21 protein-coding genes are annotated in these 25,007 nt (G+C 71.4%); 13 read left to right on the forward strand and 8 right to left on the reverse strand.

What is annotated here, in order from left to right; translation table 11 throughout:
* Window positions 1-8: 8 nt before the first annotated feature.
* The gene (fabI, locus tag ACN26Z_RS21975; protein WP_421464692.1) at window positions 9-776 is read right to left on the reverse strand and encodes an enoyl-ACP reductase FabI; all 768 of its coding nucleotides are present in this window, start codon (window positions 774-776) and stop codon (window positions 9-11) included.
* Between the two features lie 26 nt (window positions 777-802).
* The gene (gene fabG, locus ACN26Z_RS21980) at window positions 803-1,507 is read right to left on the reverse strand and encodes a 3-oxoacyl-ACP reductase FabG (protein WP_093407398.1); all 705 of its coding nucleotides are present in this window, start codon (window positions 1,505-1,507) and stop codon (window positions 803-805) included.
* A 153-nt stretch (window positions 1,508-1,660) separates the two neighbouring features.
* Between fabG and ACN26Z_RS21985 the strand changes: the two genes are divergently transcribed.
* The 4 genes from ACN26Z_RS21985 (at window position 1,661) to ACN26Z_RS22000 (ending at window position 5,791) form a co-directional block, all read left to right on the forward strand.
* Complete coding sequence (locus ACN26Z_RS21985) at window positions 1,661-2,944, forward strand: sensor histidine kinase (protein ID WP_421463267.1); 1,284 nt, start codon at window positions 1,661-1,663, stop codon at window positions 2,942-2,944.
* A complete protein-coding gene (locus ACN26Z_RS21990; protein WP_282237546.1) occupies window positions 2,941-3,606 on the forward strand; it encodes a response regulator in 666 nt (221 codons plus the stop codon). The genes ACN26Z_RS21985 and ACN26Z_RS21990 overlap by 4 nt, the downstream gene beginning before the upstream one ends.
* 98 nt (window positions 3,607-3,704) lie before the next feature.
* The gene (locus ACN26Z_RS21995) at window positions 3,705-4,667 is read left to right on the forward strand and encodes an alpha/beta hydrolase (protein WP_421463269.1); all 963 of its coding nucleotides are present in this window, start codon (window positions 3,705-3,707) and stop codon (window positions 4,665-4,667) included.
* The gene (locus ACN26Z_RS22000; RefSeq protein WP_421463271.1) at window positions 4,664-5,791 is read left to right on the forward strand and encodes an acyltransferase family protein; all 1,128 of its coding nucleotides are present in this window, start codon (window positions 4,664-4,666) and stop codon (window positions 5,789-5,791) included. Before ACN26Z_RS21995 ends, ACN26Z_RS22000 begins: the two co-directional genes overlap by 4 nt.
* A 557-nt stretch (window positions 5,792-6,348) precedes the next feature.
* Here the strand turns inward: ACN26Z_RS22000 and ACN26Z_RS22005 are convergent.
* From ACN26Z_RS22005 to ACN26Z_RS22015, 3 genes are read right to left on the reverse strand one after another with little or no spacing between them, the layout of a single operon-like run.
* Window positions 6,349-7,299 carry a VWA domain-containing protein gene (locus tag ACN26Z_RS22005; RefSeq protein ID WP_282237543.1) on the reverse strand — a complete coding sequence of 317 codons (951 nt, stop codon included), beginning with the start codon at window positions 7,297-7,299 and terminating at the stop codon, window positions 6,349-6,351.
* Window positions 7,296-8,309: a DUF58 domain-containing protein gene (locus tag ACN26Z_RS22010; protein ID WP_421463273.1), complete on the reverse strand. Its 1,014-nt coding sequence runs from the start codon at window positions 8,307-8,309 to the stop codon at window positions 7,296-7,298. The genes ACN26Z_RS22005 and ACN26Z_RS22010 overlap by 4 nt, the downstream gene beginning before the upstream one ends.
* Entirely contained in the window at window positions 8,288-9,394 is a 1,107-nt protein-coding gene (locus ACN26Z_RS22015) for an AAA family ATPase (protein ID WP_093407405.1), read from the reverse strand. The genes ACN26Z_RS22010 and ACN26Z_RS22015 overlap by 22 nt, the downstream gene beginning before the upstream one ends.
* Window positions 9,395-9,630: 236 nt before the next feature.
* Between ACN26Z_RS22015 and ACN26Z_RS22020 the strand changes: the two genes are divergently transcribed.
* The 3 genes from ACN26Z_RS22020 (at window position 9,631) to ACN26Z_RS22030 (ending at window position 12,068) form a co-directional block, all read left to right on the forward strand.
* Window positions 9,631-9,903 (forward strand): hypothetical protein, encoded by a 273-nt coding sequence (locus tag ACN26Z_RS22020; RefSeq protein WP_282237541.1) that lies wholly within the window; start codon window positions 9,631-9,633, stop codon window positions 9,901-9,903.
* Window positions 9,904-9,942: 39 nt separating this feature from the next.
* Window positions 9,943-10,473: a PH domain-containing protein gene (locus ACN26Z_RS22025; RefSeq protein WP_282237540.1), complete on the forward strand. Its 531-nt coding sequence runs from the start codon at window positions 9,943-9,945 to the stop codon at window positions 10,471-10,473.
* A 119-nt stretch (window positions 10,474-10,592) separates the two neighbouring features.
* Complete coding sequence (locus ACN26Z_RS22030; RefSeq protein WP_421464693.1) at window positions 10,593-12,068, forward strand: PH domain-containing protein; 1,476 nt, start codon at window positions 10,593-10,595, stop codon at window positions 12,066-12,068.
* A 139-nt stretch (window positions 12,069-12,207) separates the two neighbouring features.
* Here the strand turns inward: ACN26Z_RS22030 and ACN26Z_RS22035 are convergent, their stop codons facing one another.
* Window positions 12,208-13,266 (reverse strand): phosphatase PAP2 family protein, encoded by a 1,059-nt coding sequence (locus ACN26Z_RS22035; protein WP_421463275.1) that lies wholly within the window; start codon window positions 13,264-13,266, stop codon window positions 12,208-12,210.
* 124 nt (window positions 13,267-13,390) lie between these two features.
* Between ACN26Z_RS22035 and ACN26Z_RS22040 the strand changes: the two genes are divergently transcribed.
* On the forward strand, window positions 13,391-13,795 hold the full coding sequence (locus tag ACN26Z_RS22040; protein WP_282237538.1) for a thioesterase family protein: 405 nt from the start codon (window positions 13,391-13,393) through the stop codon (window positions 13,793-13,795).
* On the forward strand, window positions 13,792-14,628 hold the full coding sequence (locus tag ACN26Z_RS22045; RefSeq protein ID WP_421463277.1) for an MBL fold metallo-hydrolase: 837 nt from the start codon (window positions 13,792-13,794) through the stop codon (window positions 14,626-14,628). Before ACN26Z_RS22040 ends, ACN26Z_RS22045 begins: the two co-directional genes overlap by 4 nt.
* A gap of 68 nt (window positions 14,629-14,696) precedes the next feature.
* Here ACN26Z_RS22045 and ACN26Z_RS22050 read toward each other — a convergent pair whose 3' ends face one another.
* Window positions 14,697-15,632: a PfkB family carbohydrate kinase gene (locus ACN26Z_RS22050; RefSeq protein WP_282237536.1), complete on the reverse strand. Its 936-nt coding sequence runs from the start codon at window positions 15,630-15,632 to the stop codon at window positions 14,697-14,699.
* 403 nt (window positions 15,633-16,035) lie between these two features.
* Here ACN26Z_RS22050 and ACN26Z_RS22055 point away from each other — a divergent pair, with 403 nt between their 5' ends.
* Complete coding sequence (locus ACN26Z_RS22055; RefSeq protein ID WP_093407421.1) at window positions 16,036-17,151, forward strand: lytic polysaccharide monooxygenase auxiliary activity family 9 protein; 1,116 nt, start codon at window positions 16,036-16,038, stop codon at window positions 17,149-17,151.
* A gap of 60 nt (window positions 17,152-17,211) precedes the next feature.
* Here ACN26Z_RS22055 and asnB read toward each other — a convergent pair whose 3' ends face one another.
* Window positions 17,212-19,173 (reverse strand): asparagine synthase (glutamine-hydrolyzing), encoded by a 1,962-nt coding sequence (asnB, locus tag ACN26Z_RS22060; RefSeq protein ID WP_282237535.1) that lies wholly within the window; start codon window positions 19,171-19,173, stop codon window positions 17,212-17,214.
* A 135-nt stretch (window positions 19,174-19,308) separates the two neighbouring features.
* On the opposite strand from asnB, the gene ACN26Z_RS22065 reads away from it, so the two are divergent.
* The 3 genes from ACN26Z_RS22065 to ACN26Z_RS22075 all read left to right on the forward strand — a co-directional run bounded on the left by ACN26Z_RS22065 (window position 19,309) and on the right by ACN26Z_RS22075 (window position 24,921).
* Window positions 19,309-20,790, forward strand: coding sequence for an aminopeptidase P family protein (locus ACN26Z_RS22065; protein WP_421463280.1), 1,482 nt, complete (start codon window positions 19,309-19,311; stop codon window positions 20,788-20,790).
* A 359-nt stretch (window positions 20,791-21,149) separates the two neighbouring features.
* Window positions 21,150-22,883 (forward strand): right-handed parallel beta-helix repeat-containing protein, encoded by a 1,734-nt coding sequence (locus ACN26Z_RS22070; RefSeq protein ID WP_421463282.1) that lies wholly within the window; start codon window positions 21,150-21,152, stop codon window positions 22,881-22,883.
* Window positions 22,884-23,235: 352 nt separating this feature from the next.
* Window positions 23,236-24,921: a hypothetical protein gene (locus ACN26Z_RS22075; protein ID WP_421463284.1), complete on the forward strand. Its 1,686-nt coding sequence runs from the start codon at window positions 23,236-23,238 to the stop codon at window positions 24,919-24,921.
* Window positions 24,922-25,007 lie beyond the last annotated feature (86 nt).

Genomic DNA, 25,007 nt, shown 5'->3' on the forward strand with positions numbered 1-25,007 from the left:
GCTACACCTCAGGCGCCGACTGCGTGGTAACCGCCATCGACGTGCACGATCTCGCCGGTGGTCGCCGGGAACCAGTCCGACAGCAGGGCGAGACAGGCCCGGGCGGCCGGTTCCTGGTCGGTGAGGTCCCAGCCCAGCGGGGCACGTCCGGCCCAGGCGTCCTCGAACTGCTCGAAGCCGGGGATGGACTTCGCGGCCATGGTGCGCAGCGGACCGGCGGCCACCAGGTTGCTGCGGATGCCCTGCTTGCCCAGGTGCAGGGCGAGGTAGCGGGAGGCCGACTCCAGCCCGGCCTTGGCCACGCCCATCCAGTCGTACACCGGCCACGCCTGGCTGGCGTCGAAGGTCAGACCGACCACCGAGCCGCCCGGCGACATCAGCGGCAGCGCAGCGACGGCAAGGGACTTGTAGGAGTACGTCGAGACGTGCAGCGCCGTCGCCACGTCGTCCCAGGAGGCGTCGAGGAACCCGCCGCCGAGGCAGCTCTGCGGGGCGAAACCGATCGAGTGCACCAACCCGTCGAGGCCGTCGACGTGCTCGCGGACCTTGTCGGCCAGCCCGGCGAGATGCTCGGGGTCGGTCACGTCCAGCTCGATCACGGGTGCCGGCTCGGGCAGCCGCTTGGCGATCCGCTCCACCAGTGACAGTCGGCCGTAGCCGGTGAGCACGACCTGGGCGCCGTTCTCCTGGGCGAGCTTGGCCACCGAGAAGGCGATCGAGGCGTCGGTGATGACGCCGGTGACGAGCAGCCGCTTACCGGCCAGCAGTCCGGACATTACGCTCATTCCTCCGTGCTCAGGATTCAGTGGCCCATGCCCAGGCCACCGTCGACCGGGATGACCGCGCCGGAGACGTACCCGGCGCTGTCGCCCGCCAGCCAGGTGATCACCGCGGCGACCTCGTCCGGGCTGGCCATCCGACCCGCCGGGATCGACTTGAGGATCTCGGCCTTGCGCTGGTCGGTCAGCCCGGCGGTCATGTCGGTCTCGATGAAGCCCGGCGCGACCACGTTTGCGGTGATGTTCCGGCCGCCCAGCTCCCGGGTGATCGAGCGGGCCACCCCGACCAGGCCGGCCTTGCTGGCCGCGTAGTTGACCTGGCCGGCACCGCCGGAGAGGCCGACCACCGAGGAGACGAAGATCATGCGCCCCCACCTGGCCCGCAGCATCTTTCCGGAGGCCCGCTTGGCGCAGCGGTACGCGCCGGTCAGGTTGGTGTCCAGCACCCGGGTGAACTGCTCCTCCGACATGCGCAGCAGCAGCGTGTCGTCGGTGATGCCCGCGTTGGCGACCAGCACCTCCACCGGTCCCAGTTCCGCTTCGACCGCCGCGAAGGCCGCCTCGACGGACTCGCTGTCGGTGATGTCACACCGCACGCCGAACAGCCCGTCCGGCGCCCCGCTGCCCCGGTGGGTGATCGCCACCCGGTCACCCTGCTTGGCGAAGGCCTGGGCGATGGCCAGACCGATCCCCCGGTTGCCCCCGGTAACCAGCACAGTTCGTGACACGGTGCGTCCCCTCCCAAAGATCGCTGCGGCTTGGAGACTAGGCGCTACCGCACGGTAATCACTAACCCGCCGCACGTCGTACCCGGGTACCACTGGATGGATCACTCCCTGGTCGCACGACGGAGCCGGCCACTGGAACTACCCTGCCGGGATATGGACCGCAGTACCGTCCGTGCCGCCCTGGCCGGGCTGCGCCGCACCGTGGTGGGGCCGGACTATCCGGCGCGCCGCCGACCACTGGACCGGTTGCGACACCGGCCCCGCACCGCCGCCGTCCTGCGGACGACCGGCCTGCTGCTTCTCCTCGGGCTGGCCCTGATCACCGCGCAGTTTCTGCTGGACACGCGGCGCCTGCCCATCGCCACCGCGTGGGTCATCGCCCTGCTCACCGTCGCGCCGCTGCCCCTGCTGCCCACCCGACCACTGCTGGCCTGGCGGATCATGTTCATCGGGCAACTGTTCGGCACCTTCAACCGGCGTACGACCGACAACGCCGTGGTGCTCGGCCCCGCCACGTACGAGTTCTGGCCGTGGAACCCGACACAGATCCTGGTCATCATCGTCGTGCTGATCACCGTGGCGGCACGGGTCGACCGGGCCGTGCTCGCCTGGACGGGACTGTTCAGCCTGCTCCCGGTCTGGATATTCGTGCCGCCGGGCAACCAGGTGGGCGTCACCCTGCTGTTCGTGGTGCTGCTCATCGTCGGCGACCTGCTGCGGCACAACCTGCTCACCCGACGGGCGCTGGCCAAGCAGGCCGAGGTGAGCGAGTTGGAGAAGGCCCGGCGGGCGGTACTGGAGGAGCGCACCCGCATCGCGCGGGAACTGCACGACGTCGTCGCGCACCACATGTCACTGATCGCCGTGCAGGCCGAAAGCGCGCCGTACCGCCTCGCCGTGCCCGAGCCGGCCCGGGCCGAATTCAGCGCCATCGCCGAGGCCGCCCGGGCGGCGCTTACCGACATGCGGCGGCTGCTGCACGTGCTGCGCAGCGAGTCGGAGGGCACTCGGACCGCCCCGCAGCCGACGCTGGCTGAACTACCCGACCTGGTGGCCGCCGCACAGCGGGCCGGCATGACCGTGGAACTGGACAACGACACCGCCACCGAGCCGTCAGCACCGGTCGGGCTGGCCGCCTACCGGATCGTTCAGGAGGGGCTGGCCAACGCGGCCCGCCACGCGGCCGGTGCCGAGGTGCGCGTGACGGTCCGCGATCACCCCGGCGCCCTGACGGTACGCATCCAGAACGCCGCCGGCGGGACCCCGACCAGCCCGGACGCACGCGGTGGCGGGCAGGGACTGACCGGCATGCGCGAGCGGGTCCTCGCCCTCGGCGGCAGCTTCACCGCCTGCCCCACCGCCGACGGCGGCTACGCGATCGACGCGCTGCTGCCGGCTGACCCGCCGCCATCCGACGAGCCGAAGGACCCAACATGACGATCCGGGTGCTGATCGCCGACGACCAGGCGATGGTTCGGCAGGGCTTCGGCGCGCTGCTGGCCGCCCAGCCGGACCTGCTGGTGGTCGGCGACGCCGCCGACGGCGCTCAGGCGGTCGCGCAGGCCCGCCGACTCGACCCCGACGTGGTGCTGATGGACGTGCGGATGCCGGTGCTCGACGGCCTCGCCGCGACCCGCAAACTCCTCGGCGACCGGCCGACCGACCGGCCACGTGTGCTCATCCTCACCACCTTCGACCTGGACGACTACGTCTACGAGGCGCTGCGCGCCGGAGCCAGCGGCTTCCTGCTCAAGGACGCCCCCGCCGCCGACCTGATCCACGCGGTACGCGTCGTCGCCGGCGGTGACGCGCTGCTCGCCCCGACCGTCACCCGCCGCCTGATCGCCGAATTCGCGGCCCGGCCACACCGGCAGCGGCCCCGGCCCACAGTCCTCGCCGCGCTCACCCCACGCGAGACCGAGGTGCTGCGGCTGATCGCCCAGGGGCGCTCCAACGCCGAGATCGCCGCCGAACTGGTCGTCGCGGAGCAGACCGTCAAGACCCACGTCGGCCGGATCCTGGCCAAACTCCAGTTGCGCGACCGCGCCCAGGCCGTCGTGCTCGCGTACGAGACCGGACTGGTCGCCGCCGGGGAGTAGCCCCCCAGTGCCAGGCCATCAACGGCTCCCCGGGTTGACGACCGGCACCACACCGCCGACACATCCTGCACGCCACGACCGGGTGGAGGGAGCGCGTGATGGTGGGCAGGGAAATGATCCGGCTAAGCCTCGCGGCGATGCTGGCGACCGGACTGGTACGGCCACCAACGGTGCCGCCCGACGCCGCCCCGGCCGGCTTCGTCGAGGCGTACCCGTCGACTGCCGCCGCGATGCAGGCCGCCGGAGCACCGTACGCCCGCTGGGCCGCACAGGGTCGGCAGTTCCTGGCCTTCGACCCGCACCGCGACGGCCGGGCCGTCGAGGTCCTCGGTGACCTCGCCAGCGCCGATCGAATCGCGGTGCTGGTGCCGGGCGTCGGTACCCGGCTTGCCGACTTCGACCGAGGGCTGGGCGGAGAGCCCCGGCGCGCCCCGGCCCAGCAGGCCCGAGACCTACGTGCCGCGTTGCACGCCGCCGATCCGCACGCCCGGGTGGCCGTGCTGGCCTGGCTCGGTTACGACCCGCCCGACGGCATCGCCACGGCAGCCACCCCGCTTGCCGCCCGCCGGGGTGCCGACCAACTCGGTGACCACCTGCGGACACTGGCCGGGCAGCTACCGACCGTCCGCATCACCCTGGTGGGTCACAGCTACGGCGCGCTTGTCGTCGGGCTGGCCGCCAGGGAGGCCCCGCCGCAGGTCACCGACGTGGTCACCCTCGGCGGGGTGGGTGTCGGCGCGGAGCACGCCGACCGCTTCGGCCCGGTCCGCATGTGGGCCGCCGAGGCACCGGACGACTGGATCCGGTGGGTGCCGCAGCTCCGCCTGCCCGGGTTGGGACACGGCGTCCGACCGGGCGCCCCGTCCTTCGGCGCCCGACCGCTGCCGGTCGATGCCACCGGTCACGACGGGTACCTGCTACCCGGCGGGCCGACGCTTACCGCGATCGCCGCAGTGGTGCTGCACGGCACCACGCAACCGCACGGAGTCCATTCGCCCCCACCGCCCTCCGGGCACACCGCCGACCCGGTGACCGTCCGGACGACGGGACAGGCCCGATGAGCGACCACCACACCGCCCACCGACGGGCTCGGGATCCCCTCGTCGACGGGCTGCGCGCCTTCGCCGTCGTGGGAGTGGTGCTAGGTCACTGGCTCGTCACCGGACTGGTACTCGACACGGAAGGCGCGCTGGACCTGGTCAGCCCGCTCACCACGATGCCAGCCCTGGCCCCGGTCAGCTGGGTGTTGCAGACCCTCGGGCTGTTCTTCTTCGCCGCCGGTCACGCCTCCGCCCGTTCGGCTGACCGGCACGCCAGACCCGGTTGGGTGGCACACCGACTGCGGCGGCTGCTCCTGCCCGCGATCGCCCTGCTCGGCACCGGTTCAGCCGTACTACTCGCCGCTGCCGTCGCTGGCGTCGCCGACGACACGCTGTCGGTGGCGCTGACGCTGGCGATCAGTCCCCTCTGGTTCCTGGCCCCACTGCTGGCCCTGGTGGTGCTCACCGGCCCGCTGCGCGCCGCGGTACGCCGCTGGGGCACACTGCGCTGCGCGGTCACCGCGGCGGCCGTGGTGGCCGGCACCGACCTGGCCGTGCGCCTGCTCCCGGCCGGCACCTGGCTGCCACCGGTGACGGTGCTGGCAGCCTGGGCCGTGCCGTATCTGCTGGGCCTGGCGCACGCGGACGGCCGACTGAGCCGACGGCGCGACGCCCGGTGGCTGGTCGTCACGGGGGCGGTCGGACTGGCCGCCGTACTCGCCCTCGGCTATCCCGCCAGCGCGGTCGGGGTCCCCGGCGATGGCAGATCCAATCTCGATCCGCCGTCGTTGCTTGTGGTAGCGCTCGCGGTGGCCCAGACAGGTCTCGGCCTGTCGGCCCGGCCGACGCTGGTGCGACTGCTGTCCCGGCCGCTGCCTCGCAGGCTGGCGGAGGAGATCAACCGGCACGCGGTACGCATCTACCTCGGGCACCAGCCGGTGCTGGTCGCGGTGGTGGTGCTCGCCGCGCACGGCGGGACCGCGCTGCCGGGGCTACACACCGCGCCGGACGATCCGACCTGGCTGCTGGCCCGGATCGCTTGGCTGCCGGTCCTCACCGCCGTGCTGGCGCTGCTCGTCCGGCGCGGCGAGCCCCGGCCGACGAGGGCACCCGGCAGCGGCGGCCGGGCCGCCGTCGGCCGATGAACGGGCGCGTTCCGTGGGCCGGTCGGCCGAGTGCGCCGGGCATGCCCGCCGGGTGTACGATGATCCGCGTTTGCGGGTCGCTCGGCGGCCCGCGTCGCCCCGGAATCCGACCGCAGGAGGTGATCGCTGTGCGAGATAGCGATCCTCCCAGTCGTGGCCGGGCCGACCGCCAGCCACGCTGAGCCCCGCTCCGCCTGAGCTGGCCCGCTCCCCGGGTATCCGTTCCGCCGTCCCGCTCCCCTGTCGCGGCGGCCGATCGGACGGGTACCGCCGGAAAAGCAGCCCGGTCACGACTTCGCGTGTGCGCGTCCTGATCCACCCCTCTCGCGGTCCGCCTTGCCCGGGCCGCCAGTCGCCACGTCGGAGCTGTCATGAGCCGCTACGTCGCCCCGCTGGGCTTCACCCTCGCCGCCGTCTGGGTAGCCGTCCTCTTCTTCCTGGCCAGCGCCACCCACTGACCCCACTCGTCCGTCCGCCTCTGTTGATCATGAGGTTGGCGGGCGGTTTGATCTCCATGAGTGCCGCCAACCTCATGATCAACAAGGCTTTGGCGGCGGTCAGATCATGCGGGAGGACCAGAGGAGGCTGAATGCGCCGGCACAGAGGGCCAGCAGCAACGCGATGCCCGCGTACCACTGGGTGATCTCGCGGGGTTCGGTGCGGAAGCCGATCGAGCTGCCCATGTCCTGGTAGACCTGCTTCAGCTCGTTGACGGTGGCCGCCTCGTAGAAGAATCCCTCGGTGGTCTCGGCCAGCTCGGCCAGGGCGAGCCGGTCCACCGGTACCCGCTGCAACTGGCCACCGATGTCGACGTGCCCGGAGTCGGTGCCGAAGGCGATGGTGGAGACCGGCACGTTCGCCGCCTGCGCCGCGGCCGCCGCTTCCTCGACCGACCGTCCGGCCGTGCGGAAGCCGTCGGAGAGCAGCACGATCCGGGCCGGCGGGATACCGGCGGCCCCGTCGGCCGGCACCGACCGGATCGCCTCCAGGCAGGTGAAGACCGCTTCACCGGTGGCCGTCGCCTCGGCCAGCACCAGTCCCTCGATGGCGTTGGTCACCGCCGGGCGGTCCTTGGTCGGCGGCACCAGCACGTTTGCCGACTTGGCGAACGAGACCAACCCCAGGTTGTACGTCTCGGGCAGCTCCGCCACGAACTGCATGGCCGCCTCCTGCGCTGCCTCCAGGCGGTTCGGCGGCACATCGTCGGCCTGCATGGACAACGACACGTCGATGGCCAGCATGATGGTGGCCCGCTCCAACGGCTCCCGGGTGTCGACCGCGGGCCGGGCCAACGCACCGGCCAACACCAGCAGCGCCAGCAGGAACGCGGTGGCCGGCAGGTGTCGACGCCAGCCGAGGCCCTTCGGCGCCACGGTACGCAGCAGGTCCACGTTTGTGAACCGCAGCGCGTAGTCGCGCCGGCGCAGCTGCCGCCAGACGTACAGCGCGGCGAGGGCGAGCACCGGCAGCACGGCCAGCAGCCACCAGGGTTGCAGCAGTCGGATCATCTCGTCGTCCCTCGGGTGCGGGCGTGCCGCTGGGCGGCCACGAAGCGCACCATGTCCAGCAGCCAGTCTCGGTCGGTACGCAGTCGCAGGTGAGCGGCGCCGGCGGCGCGCAACGCGGCGGAGATCTCCGCCCGCTGCGCCGCGGCGGCTGCCGCGTAACGGTGCCGCAGGCCCGGGTCGGCGGTCTGCACCTCGTGCAGTTCGCCGGTCTCCGGGTCGATCACCGGGAGCACCCCGACGTCGGGTAGTTCCAGCTCCCGCGGATCGACCACCTCGATCGCGAGCAGGTCCTGCCGTACCCGAAGCTTGCGCAGCGGACGCGCCCACTGGGCCGGCGGGGCGAGGAAGTCGGAGATGACCACGGCGACACCGCGCCGCCGGGGCGGGCGGTTGAGCATGTCGATGAGCGCGCCGAGGTCACCGCGGCCGGGCCGGATCTCGGTGCCGGCGATCGCCCGCAGCATGCCCTGGGCCTCCTTGCGCCCGGACCGGGCGGGCAGCCGGACCAGCCGTCCCGGGCCGGCCGGGGGCGGCTGCCGCCGGCCACGGCGGGGCGCCGGGACGTCGCCGCCGCTGCCGACTACCGCACCGATCCGGTTGCCACCCCGCACGGTCAGGTGCGTGATCGCGGCGGCCGCCGCGATCACCACGTCCCGCTTGAGCCACTGGCCGGTGCCGAAGTCCAGGCTCGCCGACAGGTCCACCGCCAGCCACGTCTCCAGCTCACGGTCGGCCACGGTACGCCGCACGTGCGGGGTGGTGGTCCGGGCGGTCACCGGCCAGTCCATCCGGCGCACGTCGTCGCCGGGGCGGTACTCGCGCGACTCGCCGGCCTCGCTGCCCGGGCCGGGCAGCAGGCCCGCGTAGTCGCCCTGGAGGAGACCGTCGAGTTTGCGGGTCACCAGCAGTTGCAGGCGGGACAGCACGGCGCCGGAACGGTTGGTGGCCGCCAGCGGGTCCGGCTCACCGGGTCGAGGGGTGGTCGAAGTCACGGCCGCTGCCCGGGCCACCCCGAGGTAGGTGCCACCGCCCCGACGGGCGGGGTGGCCTGCTGCCGGGGCGCCACCGACGGCAGCGGGATAGTCGACATCACCCGGTGCACCACGTGGTCGGCCGGTACGTCGTCGGCGAGCGCGTCGTAACTGAGCACCAGCCGGTGCCGCAGGATGTCCGGCGCGATGTCCTGCACGTCCTGCGGCAGGGCGTAGTCGCGACCGCGGAGCAGGGCCAGCGCCCGGGTGGCCCGGACCAGCCCGAGCGAGGCCCGGGGGCTGGCACCGTACTGGATCAGTTGCGCGACGTCGGGCATGCCGTGTTCCGCCGGCGTACGAGTGGCCAGCACCAGCCGGACCGCGTAGTCGACCAGGGCGTTGTGGACGAAAACCTGGTCGGCCTTGTGTTGCAGGGCGATCAGATCCTCGGTGTCGAACACGGCGGTGGGCTCGGGCGGGGCGACGCCCATCCGGTAGACGATCTCCCGCTCCTCGGCGTCGGTCGGGTACCCCACGATGATCTTCATGAGGAAGCGGTCCCGTTGCGCCTCCGGCAGCGGGTACACCCCTTCCTGTTCGATCGGGTTCTGCGTCGCCATCACCAGGAACGGGTTCGGTACCCGGTGACTCTCGCCGCCGATCGACACCTGCCGCTCGCTCATCACCTCCAGCAACGCGGACTGCACCTTCGCCGGTGCCCGGTTGATCTCGTCGGCGAGCAGGAAGTTGACGAAGACCGGGCCCAGCTCGACGTCGAACTTCTCGCTGGACTGCCGGTAGATCCTGGTGCCCATGATGTCCGCCGGCACCAGGTCCGGGGTGAACTGCACCCGGGCGAACGATCCGCCGACCACCTTGGCGAGGGTCTCCACCGCGAGGGTCTTGGCCACCCCCGGTACGCCTTCCAGCAGACAGTGCCCGCGGGCGAGCAACGCGACGAACATCCGCTCGACCATCCGGTCCTGCCCGACGATCACGCGCTTGATCTCGAACAGTGCCCGCTCCAGCAGGGAGGCGTCCTGCGCCGGCGTGGTCGGCGGTGCGGGCGCCTGTGGTTGCGCCCCGTTCGGCGGCGGGGCGTCGGGCGTGGTCGGCTGGGCCACTGGTCCTCCACAGCGTGATCGGTCGTCGCGGCGTGTGCGGTACCAAGCCTCGCATGCCCGACTGAGTACCGACGGAGGGAGCGACCGATTTCCGCCACGCCGTTCCGGGACGGAGGAATCGCCGATCGCCAGTGGACAAAAGCCGCCCCGGCGTGTGTACCATTCATCCGTCGCCGGGCGGCTTCCCCCGTGGCCGCCCGGCGCTCACTCTTCCCCGCCGTCCTAGACTGAGCGGGATGACCCACCCCGACAGCCCCGCCGAAGCACTACCGTGTTCGGCCCGTGGGTGTCGTGCGGCGGCCCGATGGGCACTGCACTGGAACAATCCCCGCCTGCACGCGCCGGAGCGGCGCAAGACCTGGCTCGCCTGTGACGTGCACCGGTCGTCACTCGGCGACTTCCTCGGCGCGCGGGCCTTTCTGCGCGAGGTCACCCCGCTGGCGGGATCGCCTACGCTCGAAGAGTGGACGCGTACAACGAAAAGCCGGCCCCGTGAGCGCGAGGAGTGAGCTTGCGAGCCCCGCAGTCGCGCACGAAAGGCTGGCACTGTGAGTGATGACGCGCCTGAGGTCCGGCCGCCGGCCGCGCCGACCAGCCCGCTCGAACCGTGGCCGGAAACCGTCAACTGGCAGTCGATCTCGACCGACCTGATCTGGGTGGAGCTGCTGCGCCTGGCGGCCGGGGTGGCCGTCGTCTCGGCGGTGCTCGGTGTCGGTTGGGCACTTACCGGTTCCTGGCCGTTCGGCTTGGCGCTCGGTGCCGTCGGGTTGTTCGCTCTGTGGCGGGTGGTGACCATCGTCCGGGCGGTACGGGCCTGGGGCTACGCCGAACGTGAGGACGATCTGCTGGTCCGGCACGGTCTGCTGGTCCGTCGGCTGTCCATCGTCCCGTACTCGCGGATGCAGTTCGTCGACGTGAGCGCCGGTCCGCTGGAGCGGGCATTCGATCTGGCGACCGTGCAGCTGCACACCGCGGCCGCGGCGAGCGATGCCCGGGTGCCGGGGCTGCGTCCGGCGGAGGCGTCCCGGCTGCGGGACCGCCTGACCGCGCTCGGCGAGGACCGGGCGGAAGGGCTGTGAGCGGGTCGGCCGGACCGGGTCCGGACCGGACCCCGCCCAGCTCGGACGAGCGTCAGCACGTCGTAAACGCGGTGGGCGACCAAGCTCCCGGTCAGCCCGCCGAACGCGCTGTGCCGGCGATGCCCGCCGAGACACCACCGTCCGACCACGCCGGGCCGGCAGCCGAGGCAGCACCACCGGGCGTGGGTCCGCCGCCGAACCCGTACCAGGTGGCCGGGCCGTCATCGCCGTCCGGTCCGCCGCAGCCGCCCGCCGGGTGGGCCGGTCCGCCGCCGCAGGATCCGTCGGCACGGCAACGGCTGCATCCGTTGAGTCCCGCGCTGCACGGCGCCAAGTCGCTGGTCGTGGTCATCGCCGGGCTGTCCTGGTCGACCCTGTCCCGGGTCGGGTTCGGTTGGTTCGTCGCGATGGTGATCGTGCTCGCGCTGGGCGCGAGCGTGCTGGCTGTGGTCAGCTGGTACAACACCGGCTACCAGGTGGTGGGCCGGGAACTACGCATCCACGAGGGGCTGCTCTGGCGGCGTACCCGGGCGATTCCGCTGGAACGGCTCCAGGCCGTCGAGGTGGTTCGGCCGTTGCTCGCGCAGCTCACCGGGCTGGCCGAGCTGCGCCTGGAGGTGGTCGGCGGCGGCAAGACCGAGGCGCCACTGGCGTACCTCAGCGTCACCGAGGCCGCGGCGCTGCGCCAGCGCCTGCTGACCCTGGCCGGCAGCCCCTCCGGTGCGGCGCCGGCGGCCCCGGCGCGGCCGGTGCCGGCCGGTGCCGAGCCACCCCCGCCACCGGGCCGTCCGCTGCACGCGGTGAGCAACCGGGACCTGCTGATCAGTCAGCTGCTGACTCCGCAGGCGTTTCTGCTGCCCTTCGGCGTGGCTTTCGTGGCGACGCAGTTCCTGTCCGAGGGGTCGTGGTCCTTCATCGCGGTGGCGAGCACGCTCACCGCGATGGCCGGTGTCCTGCTGCAACCCGTTCGACGGGTCCTCGACGACTGGCGGTTCCAGCTGGCCCGCGACGAGGACCGGCTGCGCATCCGCAACGGCCTGCTGGAGACCAGGTCGCAGACCGTGCCGTTGCACCGGGTGCAGACGGTGCGGGTGACCTGGCCGTTGCTGTGGCGGATGAAGGGCTGGTTGCGGCTGCGGCTGGAGGTCGCCGGTTACGCCGCAGGCGAGGCCGACGAGCGCAACCGGCCGGACCGGCTGCTGCCCGTCGGTGACCAACCGACCGGCGAGATGATCGTCGCCGAGGTGCTGCCCGGGGTGGCGCTGTCGTCGTTGCCGCTGCGGCCACCACCGGCCCGGGCCCGCTGGGTCAACCCGCTGAGCCGCCAGGTGCTCGGCGCCGGCCTGACCGAGCAGGTGCTCGCCGTCCGGTCCGGCCTGCTCACCCGCCAGCTGACGATCGTGCCGTACGCCCGGTTGCAGAGCGTCCGGGTGGTGCAGGGGCCGGTGCAGCGCATGCTCGGGCTGGCCACCGTGCACGCCGACACCGCGGGTGGGGCCGGCGCTGCGGCGGCCGACCGGGACCTCGCCGACGCCTGGGCCTTGGCGGCGGAGTTGACCGCCCGCGGCCAAGCCGCCCGCAACCCCACCCCCTAACACCCGCCCGCTCCCGCTCCCGCTCCCGCGATCTTGCACTTCTCGTCTCGGAAAAGCCGACATAAGGGGCGTATCGGCGACCGTAACCGCAAGATCGGCGAGGTGATACGGACGGGGGTGGTGGAAGTGGGGTGGGGGGTCAGCGGGGGGATGGGATGGGGGGTGCCTTGGTGGGGGGTGCTGGCGGGGCGGCGGGGTCAGGTGGGGTTGCCGGCTCGGCGGTCGAGGTGTCGGTCGGGGCGGCGCGGGCCTTCCGGCGGGCCCACCAGCGTTCGGCCCAGCCGACCACCAGGAAGGTCATGGCGACGTACGCCCAGCCGACCAGCACGTCGATCACGTAGTGCTCGCCGCTGTAGACCAGCGTGAAGGTCATCGCCAGCGGGTAGGCCAGCAGCAGCGGCCACCAGCGGCGACGGACGTTACGCAGGAAGAACAGCACCACGAACAGGGCGAAGGCGGTGTGCAGCGACGGCATCGCGGCCACCGGGTTGGAGGCCAACTGCCCGGCGTTGAGCAGGTTGCCCGCGCCGTGCATGCCGAACGCCTTCCAGCCCCGCGTGGAGATCCGGGCGACCTCCTCGATCAACCCGTTCTGCGCCGCCCACCACGGTGGCGCGGCCGGGTAGAGGAAGTAGGTGATCAGGCCGGTGGCGCAGAGGAAGAACCAGCGGCGCATGAACGCCGCCCACCGGCTGCGCTCGACCATCCAGAGCACCGCCGCGGCGGCCAGCGCCGCCACGAAGTGCGAGAAGTACACCCAACTGACCAGGACGTCCCACCAGCGCACCTCCGGCTGGTAGAGGTGCTGCTGCAACCAGACGGTCGGCACCTGACCGTCCATGGCCCAGCCGAACATCAGACGGTCGGCCAGGATCAACTCGTAGGCGTGCGGCACGGTCCCGTCGTGGTAGGCGAACCCACGGGAGAGGTTGTAGGCGACCAGTAGCAGCACCACCGGCACCCAGTCCCGGGCGAAGCGTAGGTGGCTGCGCCACGGGCGGGCGGAGTACCAGGCGATGGTGCCGGCCCAGATCCAGAAGAACGCGTACACCGGGTCGGTGGGCAGGCCGATGACGAGCCAGCCTGCTACGAAGGCGACGCCCCAGACCGACATCGCGATCACGCGGCGGCGCCCACCGTCGCGCCGGGTGGGCGGCTCGGTGGAGGCTGGGGGCTGGGGGTCGGTGACGGCAGACATCGCGGACAAGGTTAGCGGCGACCCGCGCCCGACCGGCGGCAGGAGCACCTGCGGTGCCGTGGCGGGCGTGGCGCATCTGCCCGGCCGCGTGACCCGGGCTCCGCCGAGGACCTACGCTGTGGCCATGCGGGAGCTACCGGATCAAGCCCTGACCCCGGGTCTGACGGCCCGGGTCGAGTTGACCGTCACCGACGCCGACACCGCCCAGGCGGTCGGCTCCGGCGACGTTCCGGTGCTCGGCACGCCACGGGTGCTCGCCCTGGCCGAAGCGGCGACGGTGGCTGCCACCGCCGGCCACCTGCCGAACGGCTCGACCACCGTCGGCACCCGGGTCGAGCTGGAGCACCGGGCCGCGACACCTGTGGGCCGCATGGTCGCGGCGCAGGCCCGGCTGACCGAGGTGGAGCGGCGGCGGCTGGTGTTCGAGATCACCGTCACCGAGGGCGGGCAGACCGTCGCCGAGGGGCGGGTGGAGCGGGCCCTGGTCGACCGGCAACGGTTCCTGGCACGCGCCGCTGGTGCGGCATGACGACGACCGGCCGGTTCGTCGAGGTCGCCGACCGGGTGCTCGTGCTGCGTGAGCCGGTGCTCGCGGTAAACGTGACGTTGGTGCTGGGCGACGGCGCGGCGCTGCTTGTCGACACCCTCTCCACCGCCGGGCAGGCGACCGAACTGGCCGCCGCCGTACGCGCGGTCACCACCGATCCGCTCACGCTTGTGAACACCCACCACCACTTCGACCACTGCTTCGGCAACGCCACCCTGGCCGGTGATCCGGCCCGCCCGGTCTGGGCGCACGAGCTGGCCGCCGCGACCATCCGCGACGAGGCGGACCGGCTGCGCCGGGAGGCGTACGCGGAGTTGCGGTCCGGGCATCCCGAACTCGCCGCCGAGTTGGCCGACACCGCGCTGTTGGCGCCCACCCACACGGTGCGCACCGAGGCGGTCCTCGATGTCGGTGGCCGACAGGTGGTGCTGCGCCATCCCGGGCGGGGCCACACCGACGCCGACCTCGTCGTCCAGGTGCCTGACGCCGACCTGCTGGTCGCCGGTGATCTTGTCGAGCAGGCCGGTCCCCCGGCGTTCGAGGACTCGTACCCGTTGCAGTGGCCGGACGCGCTGGCTGAGCTGTCGCGGTCGATGTCACCGGCGACGGTGGTCGTGCCCGGGCACGGCGAGCCGGTCGACGCGGAGTTCGTCCGGGCCCAGCACGCCCAGCTGGTGGAGCTGGCCTGGCTGATCCGGGCCGGGCACACCGGCGGCGCACCACCGGAGCGGGTGGCCGCCGACGCCCCGTTCCCGGCCCGTCACGCGCTTACCGCCGCCCGGCGCGGGTACGCCGAACTCGACGGCACCGCCTGACCCGTTCCCACGATCGACGCCGCCGGTCAGCCGGCCGGTGTGGATCTCCCGGTCAGTCGGGCTGATCGTCAGTCACCGAAGCGCTGGCGCACCTCGGCGCGGGTGGGCATGGCGACCGCGCCACCGGGACGTTCGCAGACCAGGCCGGCCACGCGCAGGGCGTAGCCGACCCGCTCGTGCCAGCCGGACGGCCCGACCGGCTCGCCGTCGGTCAGCAGGTCGGCGACGAGGGCGGCCATCACCGAGTCACCTCCGCCGGTGGCGTCGACGGCGTCGACCTTCGGGGCGGGTACGCGTACCGGATCGGCAGTTGCGGCGGCGACCACCGCGCCGGCCGCGCCGAGGGTGACCACGACCGTGGCCGCGCCGAGTTCGCGCAGGTACACGGCCACCGACTCGACCGGCTCACCTGGATAGAGCAGTTCCGCGTCGGCGGCGCTGAGCTTGACCAGGTGCGCCCCGGCGGCGAACTCGGCGACCACCTCGCGCAGCCCGGCCAGCGCCTGCGGGCCGGCCAGCAGCCGGGGTCGGACGTTCGGATCGAACACCCGCAGCCCCGGGGCAGCCGCCCAGGCCCGGCGGGCGGCGGCAAGCGTCGTCGGCGCCAGCAGCACGATCGAGCCGCAGTAGAGCACGTCGGCGCCCTCGACCAACGAGACGTCGAGTTCGTCGGGACCGAGCAGCGCGTAGGAGGGCGGCTCGCCGTAGAAGCGGAAGTCCGGTTCCGCGCCGGAGAAGGTGGCCACGGCCAGCGTGGTCGGCACCGCGGCGGTCACCGCGCCGGTCAGGCCCACCTGCTCGGCAGTGAGAAAGTCCCGGATCCGACCGGCGAGCACGTCATCGCCGAGCGACCCGACGAACTGCACCGCGCCACCGAGCCGGGCGACACCGACGGCGACGTTCAGCGGTCCACCGCCGATCGCCTGCCGGTAGACCGGCGCGCCGTCGCACTCGGTGTCCAGCAGGTCGACGAGCGCCTCGCCGAGCACCACCGCGTATCCCATCGTCAGGTCCTTCCGTCTGCCGTACGTGATGCCCAGGCTGGCACAGCGGGTGTGTGCCGGGGCGTGGAAGCCACGGTATTGGCGCGACCTGGGGGCCGCGCACCGGGTCCGATTCACACATCGAGGGGTGGCTATTGCGCGGAGCGGGCCGGCGTGGTGGGATGATGATGCCGGGTGGCGCGGGGCTGCGCGTCCACCGGTGCCGGGCTTCACATCGCGCGAGGGCATTCACGCGTCGACACTCCGCTGGCGACAGCGTGCCGGGCTGGGCCATCCGTCCCCATCCGCACGGTCGCCGCGTAGCCGCATTTTCGCCCGCAGCAGCGGGGGCGGCACCACACCCGCCACCCGCGCGTTCGGCGGGGCGCACCCACGTGGTGCGCTCCCGAGTCAGGAGAAACCCGTGCACCGTCCACGCTTGGCCGCGCTGCTAACCGCGGCCTTCACTCTTCTCGCGGGTGCGGTCGTCGTGACCGCCAGCCCCGAGCCGGCCGCCGCGCACGGCGCGGCTATGACGCCGGGCGCCCGCACCTTCCTGTGCTGGCGCGACGGCCTCACCCAGACCGGTGAGATCAGGCCGAACAACCCGGCCTGCGCTGCCGCCGTCGCGCAGAGCGGGACGAACTCGCTCTACAACTGGTTCAGCGTGCTGCGTTCGGACGCCGGCGGTCGCACCACCGGCTTCATCCCGGACGGGCAGCTGTGCAGCGGCGGGGCCACCGGCTTCCGCGGCTACGACCTGGCCCGCAACGACTGGCCGCTGACGCACCTGACGGCCGGCCGGTCGATCGAGTTCAAGTACAGCAACTGGGCCCACCACCCGGGCACGTTCTACTTCTACGTCACCCGGGACAGCTGGAGCCCCACCCGGGCGCTGGCCTGGAGTGACCTGGAGGCCCAGCCGTTCCTGACGGTGACCAACCCGCCGCAGCGCGGCGCGGTCGGCACCAACGACGGCCACTACTACTTCACCGGCAACCTGCCGTCGAACAAGAGCGGCCGGCACATCATCTACTCCCGGTGGGTCCGCTCGGACAGCCAGGAGAACTTCTTCGGCTGCTCCGACGTGGTCTTCGACGGCGGCAACGGTGAGGTGACCGGCATCGGCGGCAACCAGACCACGCCGCCGCCGAACCCGACCACCCCGCCGCCGAACCCGACCACCCCGCCGCCGAACCCCACCACGCCCCCGCCGAACCCGACCACCCCGCCGCCGGGCCCCGGTGGCTGCACCGCCACGGTCAAGGTGACCAGCAGCTGGTCCGGTGGGTTCCAGGGTGAGGTCGAGATCCGCAACACCGGCAGCTCGGCGTTGAGCGGCTGGACCGCCAACTGGAGCTGGCCCGGTGGTCAGCAGATCAGCCAGGTGTGGAACGCGACCCAGACCACGTCCGGATCGTCGGTGACGGCCCGTAACGTGTCGTACAACGGCTCCGTCGCGGCCAACGGCACTACGAGCTTCGGCTTCCTCGCCAGCGGCAGCGGCGCGACGCCGACGGCGACCTGCTCCAGCAGCTGACCTACCAGCACCACGAAGGGGGCCCCGACCGGGGCCCCCTTCCGCTGGTCCGCTTGTCGGTCAGCGCACCATGGAGCCGACGACGGGCTTGGTCAACAGCGCCGACTGGTTGCGTTGGATGCCCGGGTCGAGGGTCTTCGCGACGAAGATCGCGTGCCAGATGCAGAAGATCAGCACCGTCCACACCTTGCGCGAGTGGTCGAACTCCTCCCGCTTGTGCTCCTCCAGCAGGCGCAGCGCGTACGACAGGTCGAGCAGCTCGCCGGCGCCGGAGGTGGTCAGCACATGCCGGGCCCACTCGTACATCTCGCCGCGCAGCCACACCCGGGTCGGGGTGGGGAAGCCCAGCTTCTTGCGGTTGACGATGGCCGGCGGCACCACGCCCTGCAACGCCTGGCGCATGGCGTACTTGGTGGCGTCGGAACGCGGCGGCAACTTCAGCTCCACCGGGATCTTCGCCGCCACCTCGAACACCGCACGGTCGAGGAAGGGCACCCGCACCTCGAGCGAGTGCGCCATGGAGATCCGGTCCGCCTTGACCAGGATGTCGCCGCGCAGCCAGGTGTAGAGATCGACGTACTGCATCTTGGTGACGTCGTCCAGCTCGGTGCACTCGGCGTAGATCGGCGCGGTCACGTCGGTGTAGCGCACCGACGGGTCGTAGCGGCGCAGCAGGTGCTGCTTCTCCTCTTCGGTGAACATCCGGGCGTTGCCGTAGTAGCGCTCCTCGATCGGCGTGGTGCCGCGCTCCAGGAAGCTCTTGCCCTTGACCCCCTGCGGAATCGCCTTGGAGACTGCCCGCAGGCCCTTCTGCACCCCGTCGGGCAGCCCGTTGACGCTGCTCAGTGAGAGCGGCTCCCGGTAGATCGTGTAACCGCCGAAGAACTCGTCGGCGCCCTCGCCGGAGAGCACCACGGTGACGTGCTCGGCGGCCTTCTTGGCGACGAAGTAGAGCGGCACCAGCGCCGGATCGGCGACCGGGTCGTCCAGGTGCCAGACGATCTTCGGTAGCGCCTCGATCATGTCCTGTGGCCCGATCTTGGTCGGGATGGTGGTCACGTCGAGGTGCCGGGCCGAGTCCTGGGCGACGTCGATCTCGGAGTAGCCCGGCACGTCGTAGCCGACGGTGAAGGTGAGGATGTTCGGGTTGAACTCCCGCGCCAGGGCGACCACCGCGGTGGAGTCGATGCCGCTGGACAGGAACGAACCGACCGGCACGTCGGAGCGCATGTGCATACGTACGCTCTCGCGCAGCGTCTCGCGGATCTCCTGGTAGAGCTTCTGCTCGTCGGAGACCGGCGCGGGCCGGAACACCGGCCGGTACCAGCGCCGTACGTCGATCCGGCCGCCCGGGGTCCAGGTGAGGTACTCCCCCGAGCCGATCCGGTTGATCCCCCGGTGCAGGGTGCCGGGCTCCGGGACGTACTGCAGGGTCAGGTAGTGGCTGAGGTTGGCCGGATCCACCCCGGCGTCCCCGGCGTACGCCGACTGGGCGAAGGGCAGCAGGGCCTTCTTCTCCGAGGCGAGGTAGAGCCCGTCGGCGGTCTCCAGGTAGTGCAGCGGCTTGATGCCGTAGTAGTCGCGGGCACCGAACGCGCGACGTTCCTGCCGGTCCCAGATGACGAAGGCGAACATGCCCCGCAGCCGGGTGAGCACCTGCTCGCCCCAGTAGTGGTAGCCGGCGACGATGACCTCGCCGTCACCGTTGGTGGCGAACCGGGCGCCGAAGTCGCGGATCAGTTCCTCGCGCAGCTCGATGTAGTTGTAGATCTCGCCGTTGAAGGTCAGCAGGTAGCGCCCGTCGGCGTAGGGCAGCGGCTCGTGGCTGAGCGCGACGTCGATGATCGCCAACCGCTTGTGGGCGAACACCCCGTCCGCGTACCGGCCGGAGGCGTCGCCTACCACCTCGACCCCGGTCTCGTCCGGGCCGCGGTGGTGCAGGCATTCCAACGCTCCGGCGATGTTGTCGCGGTGGGCGGCGGCATCGCCGCGCGCACTGAAGAAAGCCAGGAGTCCGCACATGTCCGTCATCTTTCCACGCGTGCTGATCGGCCGTCGCGGCACTGTCGGGCTCACCGCGACGCCCCACCGGCGGGTCGGCCACGACCGGGTTCGCGGTACCGTCGGGACCAGCAATGAGGCGAAGGGAGCGGGGCAATGACCGAGGAACGCACCGACGGTAAACCGACCGACGGCACCGAGTCGCACGACCCGGATTTCCCGCCCGCGTTCCTGTCGTTCATGCGGCAGGGCTGGCGGGACACCACCCTGCCGGTCGGCCCGCGGCCGGAGGTGCCGAACTACGCCAAGCGCCGGGCCGCCCTCTCGGCGGCCTTCCCGGGCGAGACGTTGGTGATTCCCACTGGCGGCGAGAAGGTACGCGCCAACGACACCGAGTACCGGTTCCGACCGGGCAGCGACTTCGCGTACCTGACCGGAGACCACGACCCGGACAGTGTGCTGGTGCTGCGACCGACCGGCTCCGGCCACGACGCCACGCTCTACATGCGGCCCCGCTCCTCACGGGAGAACGACGAGTTCTTCCGCAGCCGTCATGGCGAGCTGTGGGTGGGTCGGCGACACACCCTGACCGAGAAGTCGACCGAGCTGGGCCTGCCCACCGCCGACCTGACCGAGCTGGAGGCGGCGCTGGCCGGGCTGGCACCCGCGCGTACCCGGGTGCTGCGCGGCTTCGACGCGCGGGTGGACACCGCGGTGCGGCCCTGGGACGGCCCGCGCGAGGAGGGGCAGCCGGCCCGCGACCGTGAGCTGGCGATCGCCGTCGCGGAGCTGAAGCTGGTCAAGGACGAGTGGGAGATCACCCAGCTCCAGGAGGCCATCGACGCCACCGTACGCGGCTTCGAGGACGTGGCCCGGGTGCTGCCGGCCGACCGGGGCGTCTCCGAGCGGCTGTTGGAGGGGGTCTTCGCGCTGCGGGCCCGGCACGACGGCAACGACATCGGCTACGGCTCGATCGTCGGCGCCGGTGAGCACGCCACGATCCTGCACTGGGTACACAACCACGGCGTCACCCGTCCGGGTGAGCTGCTGCTGATGGACATGGGTGTGGAGGGACGTCACCTCTACACGGCCGACGTGACGCGGGTGCTGCCGGTCAACGGGCGGTTCACCCCGTTGCAGCGCCAGGTCTACGACATCGTGTACGCCGCGCAGCAGGCCGGCATCGAGTTCATCAAGTCGGGGGTGGCGTTCAAGGACGTGCACCGCACCTGCATGCGGGTGCTCGCCGAGGGGCTGGCCGAGCTGGGACTGCTGCCGGTGAGCGTGGACGAGGCGATGGACGACAACTCCACCGTCTACCGCAGGTGGACCCTGCACGGTTTCGGGCACATGCTCGGCATCGACGTGCACGACTGCACCAACGCCCGCAAGGAGATGTACCGCGACGGCACCCTGGGCGAGGGGTACGTGCTCACCGTCGAGCCCGGGCTGTACTTCCAGCCGGAGGACGAGCTGGTCCCGGAGGAGCTGCGCGGTATCGGCATCCGGATCGAGGACGACGTGCTGGTCACCACGGCCGGCGCGGTGAACCTGTCGGCGGGCCTGCCACGCCGGGCCGACGAGCTGGAGACCTGGCTGGCCGAGCAGCGCGAGGCCGGCCCGCGACTGCCCGGCTGACCGGAGCGCCCGCACTAGCGCCACGCGTAGGCCGCGTTCCCCAGGCTCGCCGAGCTGTGCAACCGGACCCAGGAGGGCGGGCCCCGCCGGAGCGACCAGAGTGTCGCTTCAGCGCGGGGCCCGCCCTCGTCTGTCCGGCGGATGAAGCGTTCGTCCTGGTCAACCGCTTTCGGCCAGATCTTGCGCGATGACGCGGCGATGCCTGATCAGGTACCAATGCGGGGTTATTTCGGATTCATCCTTCTCGCGAAGAACATTCTCATACGGTGGTCATCAGAGGCTGCAACCCATTTGTAGCTGCTCGCACCCATTCGCTCGGTGCGAACCAGTCTGGTAGCAGGAAAGGGCGGAAGGCTCTGATGTCTGATGACGTGACCACTTCCTACGGTGGGCCGCCCCCGGCACCACCACCCCCGGCACCGCCGGGACTTCGACGACGAAAACTATGGATCACCGCGGGCGTCGCCGGTCTGACCGGCGTGGTCGGTCTGGCCGCGCTGGGTGGGGTGGCCGCCCGCGACGACCGATCCGGTACGCCGGGCCGGACGGACGCGCAGTCCAACGCCCGGCAGAACGTCAGCGACGCGGGGAAGGCCGACGCAACCGAGAACGGCGGCACCAGGGACGACTCGGCCGGCGACCACGTCGGCCGCAAGGGTGCCGGGCGCAAGGACGGTGGCGGTGCCGACAAGGACAGGGCCCACGAGGTGCCCTGCGACACGGACAAGCTGATCCAGGCCATCGTGCACGCCAACCAGAACCACGGTGGCGTACTTGCCCTGGCCCGGTACTGCACCTACGAGCTGACCCGCAGCGATGACGGCAACGGGCTTCCGGTGATCACCAAACCGATCACCTTGAAGGGCGACGACAGCAAGATCGTGCGGGCCGCGAACGCCGAGCGGTTCCGCATCCTCAACGTCGGCCGAGGTGGCCATTTGACGCTGAAGGGTGTGACGGTCAAGGGCGGCCAGACCGCTCCGGGCATGACGATTGCGGCGCCGGTCGAGGGACTGGAACTCGGCACCGTGAAGCCCGCCGGGAGCACCCCGGCGGCCGGAGCCAAGGCCAAGGCGGCCGGAGCCAAGGCCACGACCGACGGGGTCAAGGCAGCCGGAGCCAAGGCGGCAGCGGAGGCGAAGCCATCTCCGGCGACCAAGGCCGAGGCCAAGGCCAAGGCCGCCGGGGCGGAAGTCGCTCCGCCGAGCATCGCCGCTGACGGCGTCGACGGGGGTGGAATCCTGGTGCAGCAAGGCGGCACCGCAGACCTGGAGCACAGCCGCATCGTGCAGAACCAGGCGACCCGCAACGGCGGTGGCATCGCCAACTACGGCACCACCACGATCCGCCACAGCACCGTGGAACAGAACAGTGCCGGTAGCTTCGGCGGCGGCCTGTTCAGCACGGGCACGCTGCGGGTCGAGGAGTCGAAGATCGTGTACAACAACTCGGGTGCCGGGGGCGGCGGCGTCGCCAACGGTTCCACGCCCAACGGCTTCGCCGGCACGGGTGGCACGGTCTGGGTCTGGAAGAGCACGATCAGCCACAACCGGACCGGAGTACTCGGCGGCGGCGTCTTCGTGAACGGCGGCGACACCACCGCCGTCCAGAGCGAACTCACCGACAACACCAGCAGCCTCGACGGCGGCGGCCTGGTCGCTCTCGGCGACAGCCGGCTGAGCCTGGAACACACGCTGGTCGCCCGGAACTTCGCGAACGACGACGCCGGTGGTCTCGGGATCGCCGAGGATTCCACGGCGGTCATCGCCCACAGCGTCGTCAAGGAGAATGTGGCCGCCAACGGAGCTGCCGGCGGCCTGTTCAACGACGAAGCCTCGGTAACCCTGCGCGACTCCGAGCTGTGGGCCAACCAGGCCTCGGGTACGGCTGGTTTCGCGGGCGGCCTCGCCAACCAGGACGGGGTGACCACGCTGATCCGGACCAAGGTCGCCGACAACGTGGCCTCCAACGCACCCGGCGGCATCTACACCGACAACGACCAGGTGGAGATCGACCGGAAGTCGGCTGTCACCGGCAACCGACCGACCAACTGCATCGGCAGCCCGGTCATCCCCGACCGCTGCTTCGGCTGATCCATCGTCGAGGCGAGCGACGAGCAACAGGACAGCACCACCACATAGAGGGGCTCCTCCGTGGCGCTCGGCGCTGCGGAGGAGCCCCACCTTCGTCCCGCTTGCTGCTTCTCCAGGGCCGTCCGGACAGGTCAGAGCAGGTCCGGGCGGAAGCCACCCCGGCGTGCCGATCAGCACGAGCCTGGGCGTCACCGACCCACGACGTACCTAATGTGGGGTTATTTCGGATAAGGCCCTGAGGCGAGGAACCTTCTCATACGGTGGTTCTGGGAGCTACAACCGATTTGTAGCAGGGGACGCTCGCCTGTGCGTGACGACCCTGTCTGGTACGACGAGAGGGCAGAGAGCTCCGATGTCCAACTACGTAGCTAAGAACAACGCCAGCGAGTCGGAGGCGACGCCCAAGCGGCGTCGTAAGCTCTGGCTCGCCAGTGGCGTCGCCGGGCTCACCGGCGTGGTCAGCATCGCCGCCGTCGGGGTCGCCACCGGCGCCGGCGCGGTTGGTACCGATGGTCTGCGCTGGTCCACCGCCCAGCAGGTCAGCAGGGACGGCGACCAGAACGCGGTCGCCCCCGAGGGGCACAAGGGCAAGAAGGAGGACCGGGCCGACAATGCCGCCGACGAGCGTGCCCGGCACGACCAGAAGCGGGACGACCAGAAGCGGGACGGCGAGGAGAGGGATCACGGCAAGGATGTGCCCTGCGACAGCGACAAGCTGATCCAGGCCCTGGTCTTCGCCAACGAGAACCACGGCGGCGTGCTGAACCTGGCCAAGGGGTGCACCTACTCCCTGACCCGTTCCGACGCGGGCGACGGTACCGGCCCCAACGGCCTTCCGGTGATTACGGAGAACGTGGTGCTCAAGGGCCACGACACCAAGATCGTCCGGGACGCCACGGCCGAGGAGTTCCGGATCCTCAACGTGGGTCGCGGCGGAAACCTGACCGTCAAGGGCCTGACCATCAAGAACGGCCAGACCAGTGCACTGCCGGTCAACGGCGACACGCCGGAAGCCGTCTGGTCGCGGTTCTCGAACTCGGTGGAGGCGACCAAGGCCGCCGAGGCGAAGAAGGAATACCTGCCGTTGCTCCACGCCAAGCCGAAGGGCATCGCGCTCAAGGAAAAGGCCGCGAGCGCACCGTCGGTGCTGGTCGACCCGGAGTCCAACGACGGCGGTGGCGTGCTCGTGCAGCCCGGCGGCACCGCCTCCTTCGAGGAGACGCACATCGTCGCCAACCAGGCCGGCGGCGTCGGAGGTGGCCTGGCCAACTTCGGCAAGGCCAGCCTCTACCACACCACGGTCGCCGACAACACCGCCTTCCTCTACGGCGGCGGCATCTTCAACGCCGGCGTGCTGCGGGTGGCCGAGTCGACCGTGAAGAACAACGACGCGATCATCGGTGGTGGCGGCATCGCCAACGGCGCGGCGTTCATCTTCCGGACCGACATCGACGGCGGCACCGCCTGGATCGAGAAGACCGAGGTCGTCGGCAACGAGGTGCTCGGCTTCGGCGGTGGCGTGCTCGACATCGAGGGCAACACGACCGTCCGGTACTCCAAGGTCATCGGGAACACCGCGGTCCTGGCCGGCGGTGGCGTCACCGCGGCGGGTGACGACAGCACCCTCGAACTGGCACACGTCGAGGTTGCCAAGAACACCACGGTCGGTGTCGGTGGCGGCCTGGCCCTCGGCTTCGGCGCGATCGCCAACGTCGAGGAAACCAAGATCGTCGAGAACAAGGCCGGCTTCTTCGGCGGTGGCGTGTTCAACGGCACCGGTGAGGCGACCTTCCGGCACAGCGAGATCAGCGGCAACCGGGCAGTCGGCCCGCTGGGCGTGGGCGGCGGCATCTTCACCGTCGCCGGTGTGATCGACCTGGAGAAGACGAAGGTGGCGCACAACTTCGCCACTCTCACCGCTGGCGGCGTCTTCAGCTTCCTCGGTGAGGTGAACGTGGACGACAAGTCGGCCATCACGGCCAACAAGCCGACCAACTGCGCCGGCACCTTCACCCCGATCCCGAACTGCTTCGGCTGATCAACGCGGCACCGGCTCCTGCCGGACCGAGGTGAGGGGACTTCGGCCCCGCCGGTCCGATCCAGACGGATCGGACCGGCGGGGCC

Origin of the sequence: Verrucosispora sp. WMMD703 (genome assembly GCF_049178935.1) — a bacterium.
GTDB classification, from domain to species: Bacteria; Actinomycetota; Actinomycetes; order Mycobacteriales; family Micromonosporaceae; genus Micromonospora; species Micromonospora sediminimaris.

Bases quoted from the DNA above. Each gene is read 5' to 3' on its own strand.
- fabI (WP_421464692.1), bottom strand. From the start codon at position 776: ATGTCCGGACTGCTGGCCGGTAAGCGGCTGCTCGTCACCGGCGTCATC.
- ACN26Z_RS21985 (WP_421463267.1), top strand. From the start codon at position 1,661: ATGGACCGCAGTACCGTCCGTGCCGCCCTGGCCGGGCTGCGCCGCACC.
- ACN26Z_RS21990 (WP_282237546.1), top strand. From the start codon at position 2,941: ATGACGATCCGGGTGCTGATCGCCGACGACCAGGCGATGGTTCGGCAG.
- ACN26Z_RS21995 (WP_421463269.1), top strand. From the start codon at position 3,705: ATGGTGGGCAGGGAAATGATCCGGCTAAGCCTCGCGGCGATGCTGGCG.
- ACN26Z_RS22000 (WP_421463271.1), top strand. From the start codon at position 4,664: ATGAGCGACCACCACACCGCCCACCGACGGGCTCGGGATCCCCTCGTC.
- ACN26Z_RS22005 (WP_282237543.1), bottom strand. From the start codon at position 7,299: ATGATCCGACTGCTGCAACCCTGGTGGCTGCTGGCCGTGCTGCCGGTG.
- ACN26Z_RS22020 (WP_282237541.1), top strand. From the start codon at position 9,631: ATGACCCACCCCGACAGCCCCGCCGAAGCACTACCGTGTTCGGCCCGT.
- ACN26Z_RS22030 (WP_421464693.1), top strand. From the start codon at position 10,593: ATGCCCGCCGAGACACCACCGTCCGACCACGCCGGGCCGGCAGCCGAG.
- ACN26Z_RS22035 (WP_421463275.1), bottom strand. From the start codon at position 13,266: ATGTCTGCCGTCACCGACCCCCAGCCCCCAGCCTCCACCGAGCCGCCC.
- ACN26Z_RS22040 (WP_282237538.1), top strand. From the start codon at position 13,391: ATGCGGGAGCTACCGGATCAAGCCCTGACCCCGGGTCTGACGGCCCGG.
- ACN26Z_RS22045 (WP_421463277.1), top strand. From the start codon at position 13,792: ATGACGACGACCGGCCGGTTCGTCGAGGTCGCCGACCGGGTGCTCGTG.
- ACN26Z_RS22050 (WP_282237536.1), bottom strand. From the start codon at position 15,632: ATGGGATACGCGGTGGTGCTCGGCGAGGCGCTCGTCGACCTGCTGGAC.
- asnB (WP_282237535.1), bottom strand. From the start codon at position 19,173: ATGTGCGGACTCCTGGCTTTCTTCAGTGCGCGCGGCGATGCCGCCGCC.
- ACN26Z_RS22065 (WP_421463280.1), top strand. From the start codon at position 19,309: ATGACCGAGGAACGCACCGACGGTAAACCGACCGACGGCACCGAGTCG.
- ACN26Z_RS22070 (WP_421463282.1), top strand. From the start codon at position 21,150: ATGTCTGATGACGTGACCACTTCCTACGGTGGGCCGCCCCCGGCACCA.
- ACN26Z_RS22075 (WP_421463284.1), top strand. From the start codon at position 23,236: ATGTCCAACTACGTAGCTAAGAACAACGCCAGCGAGTCGGAGGCGACG.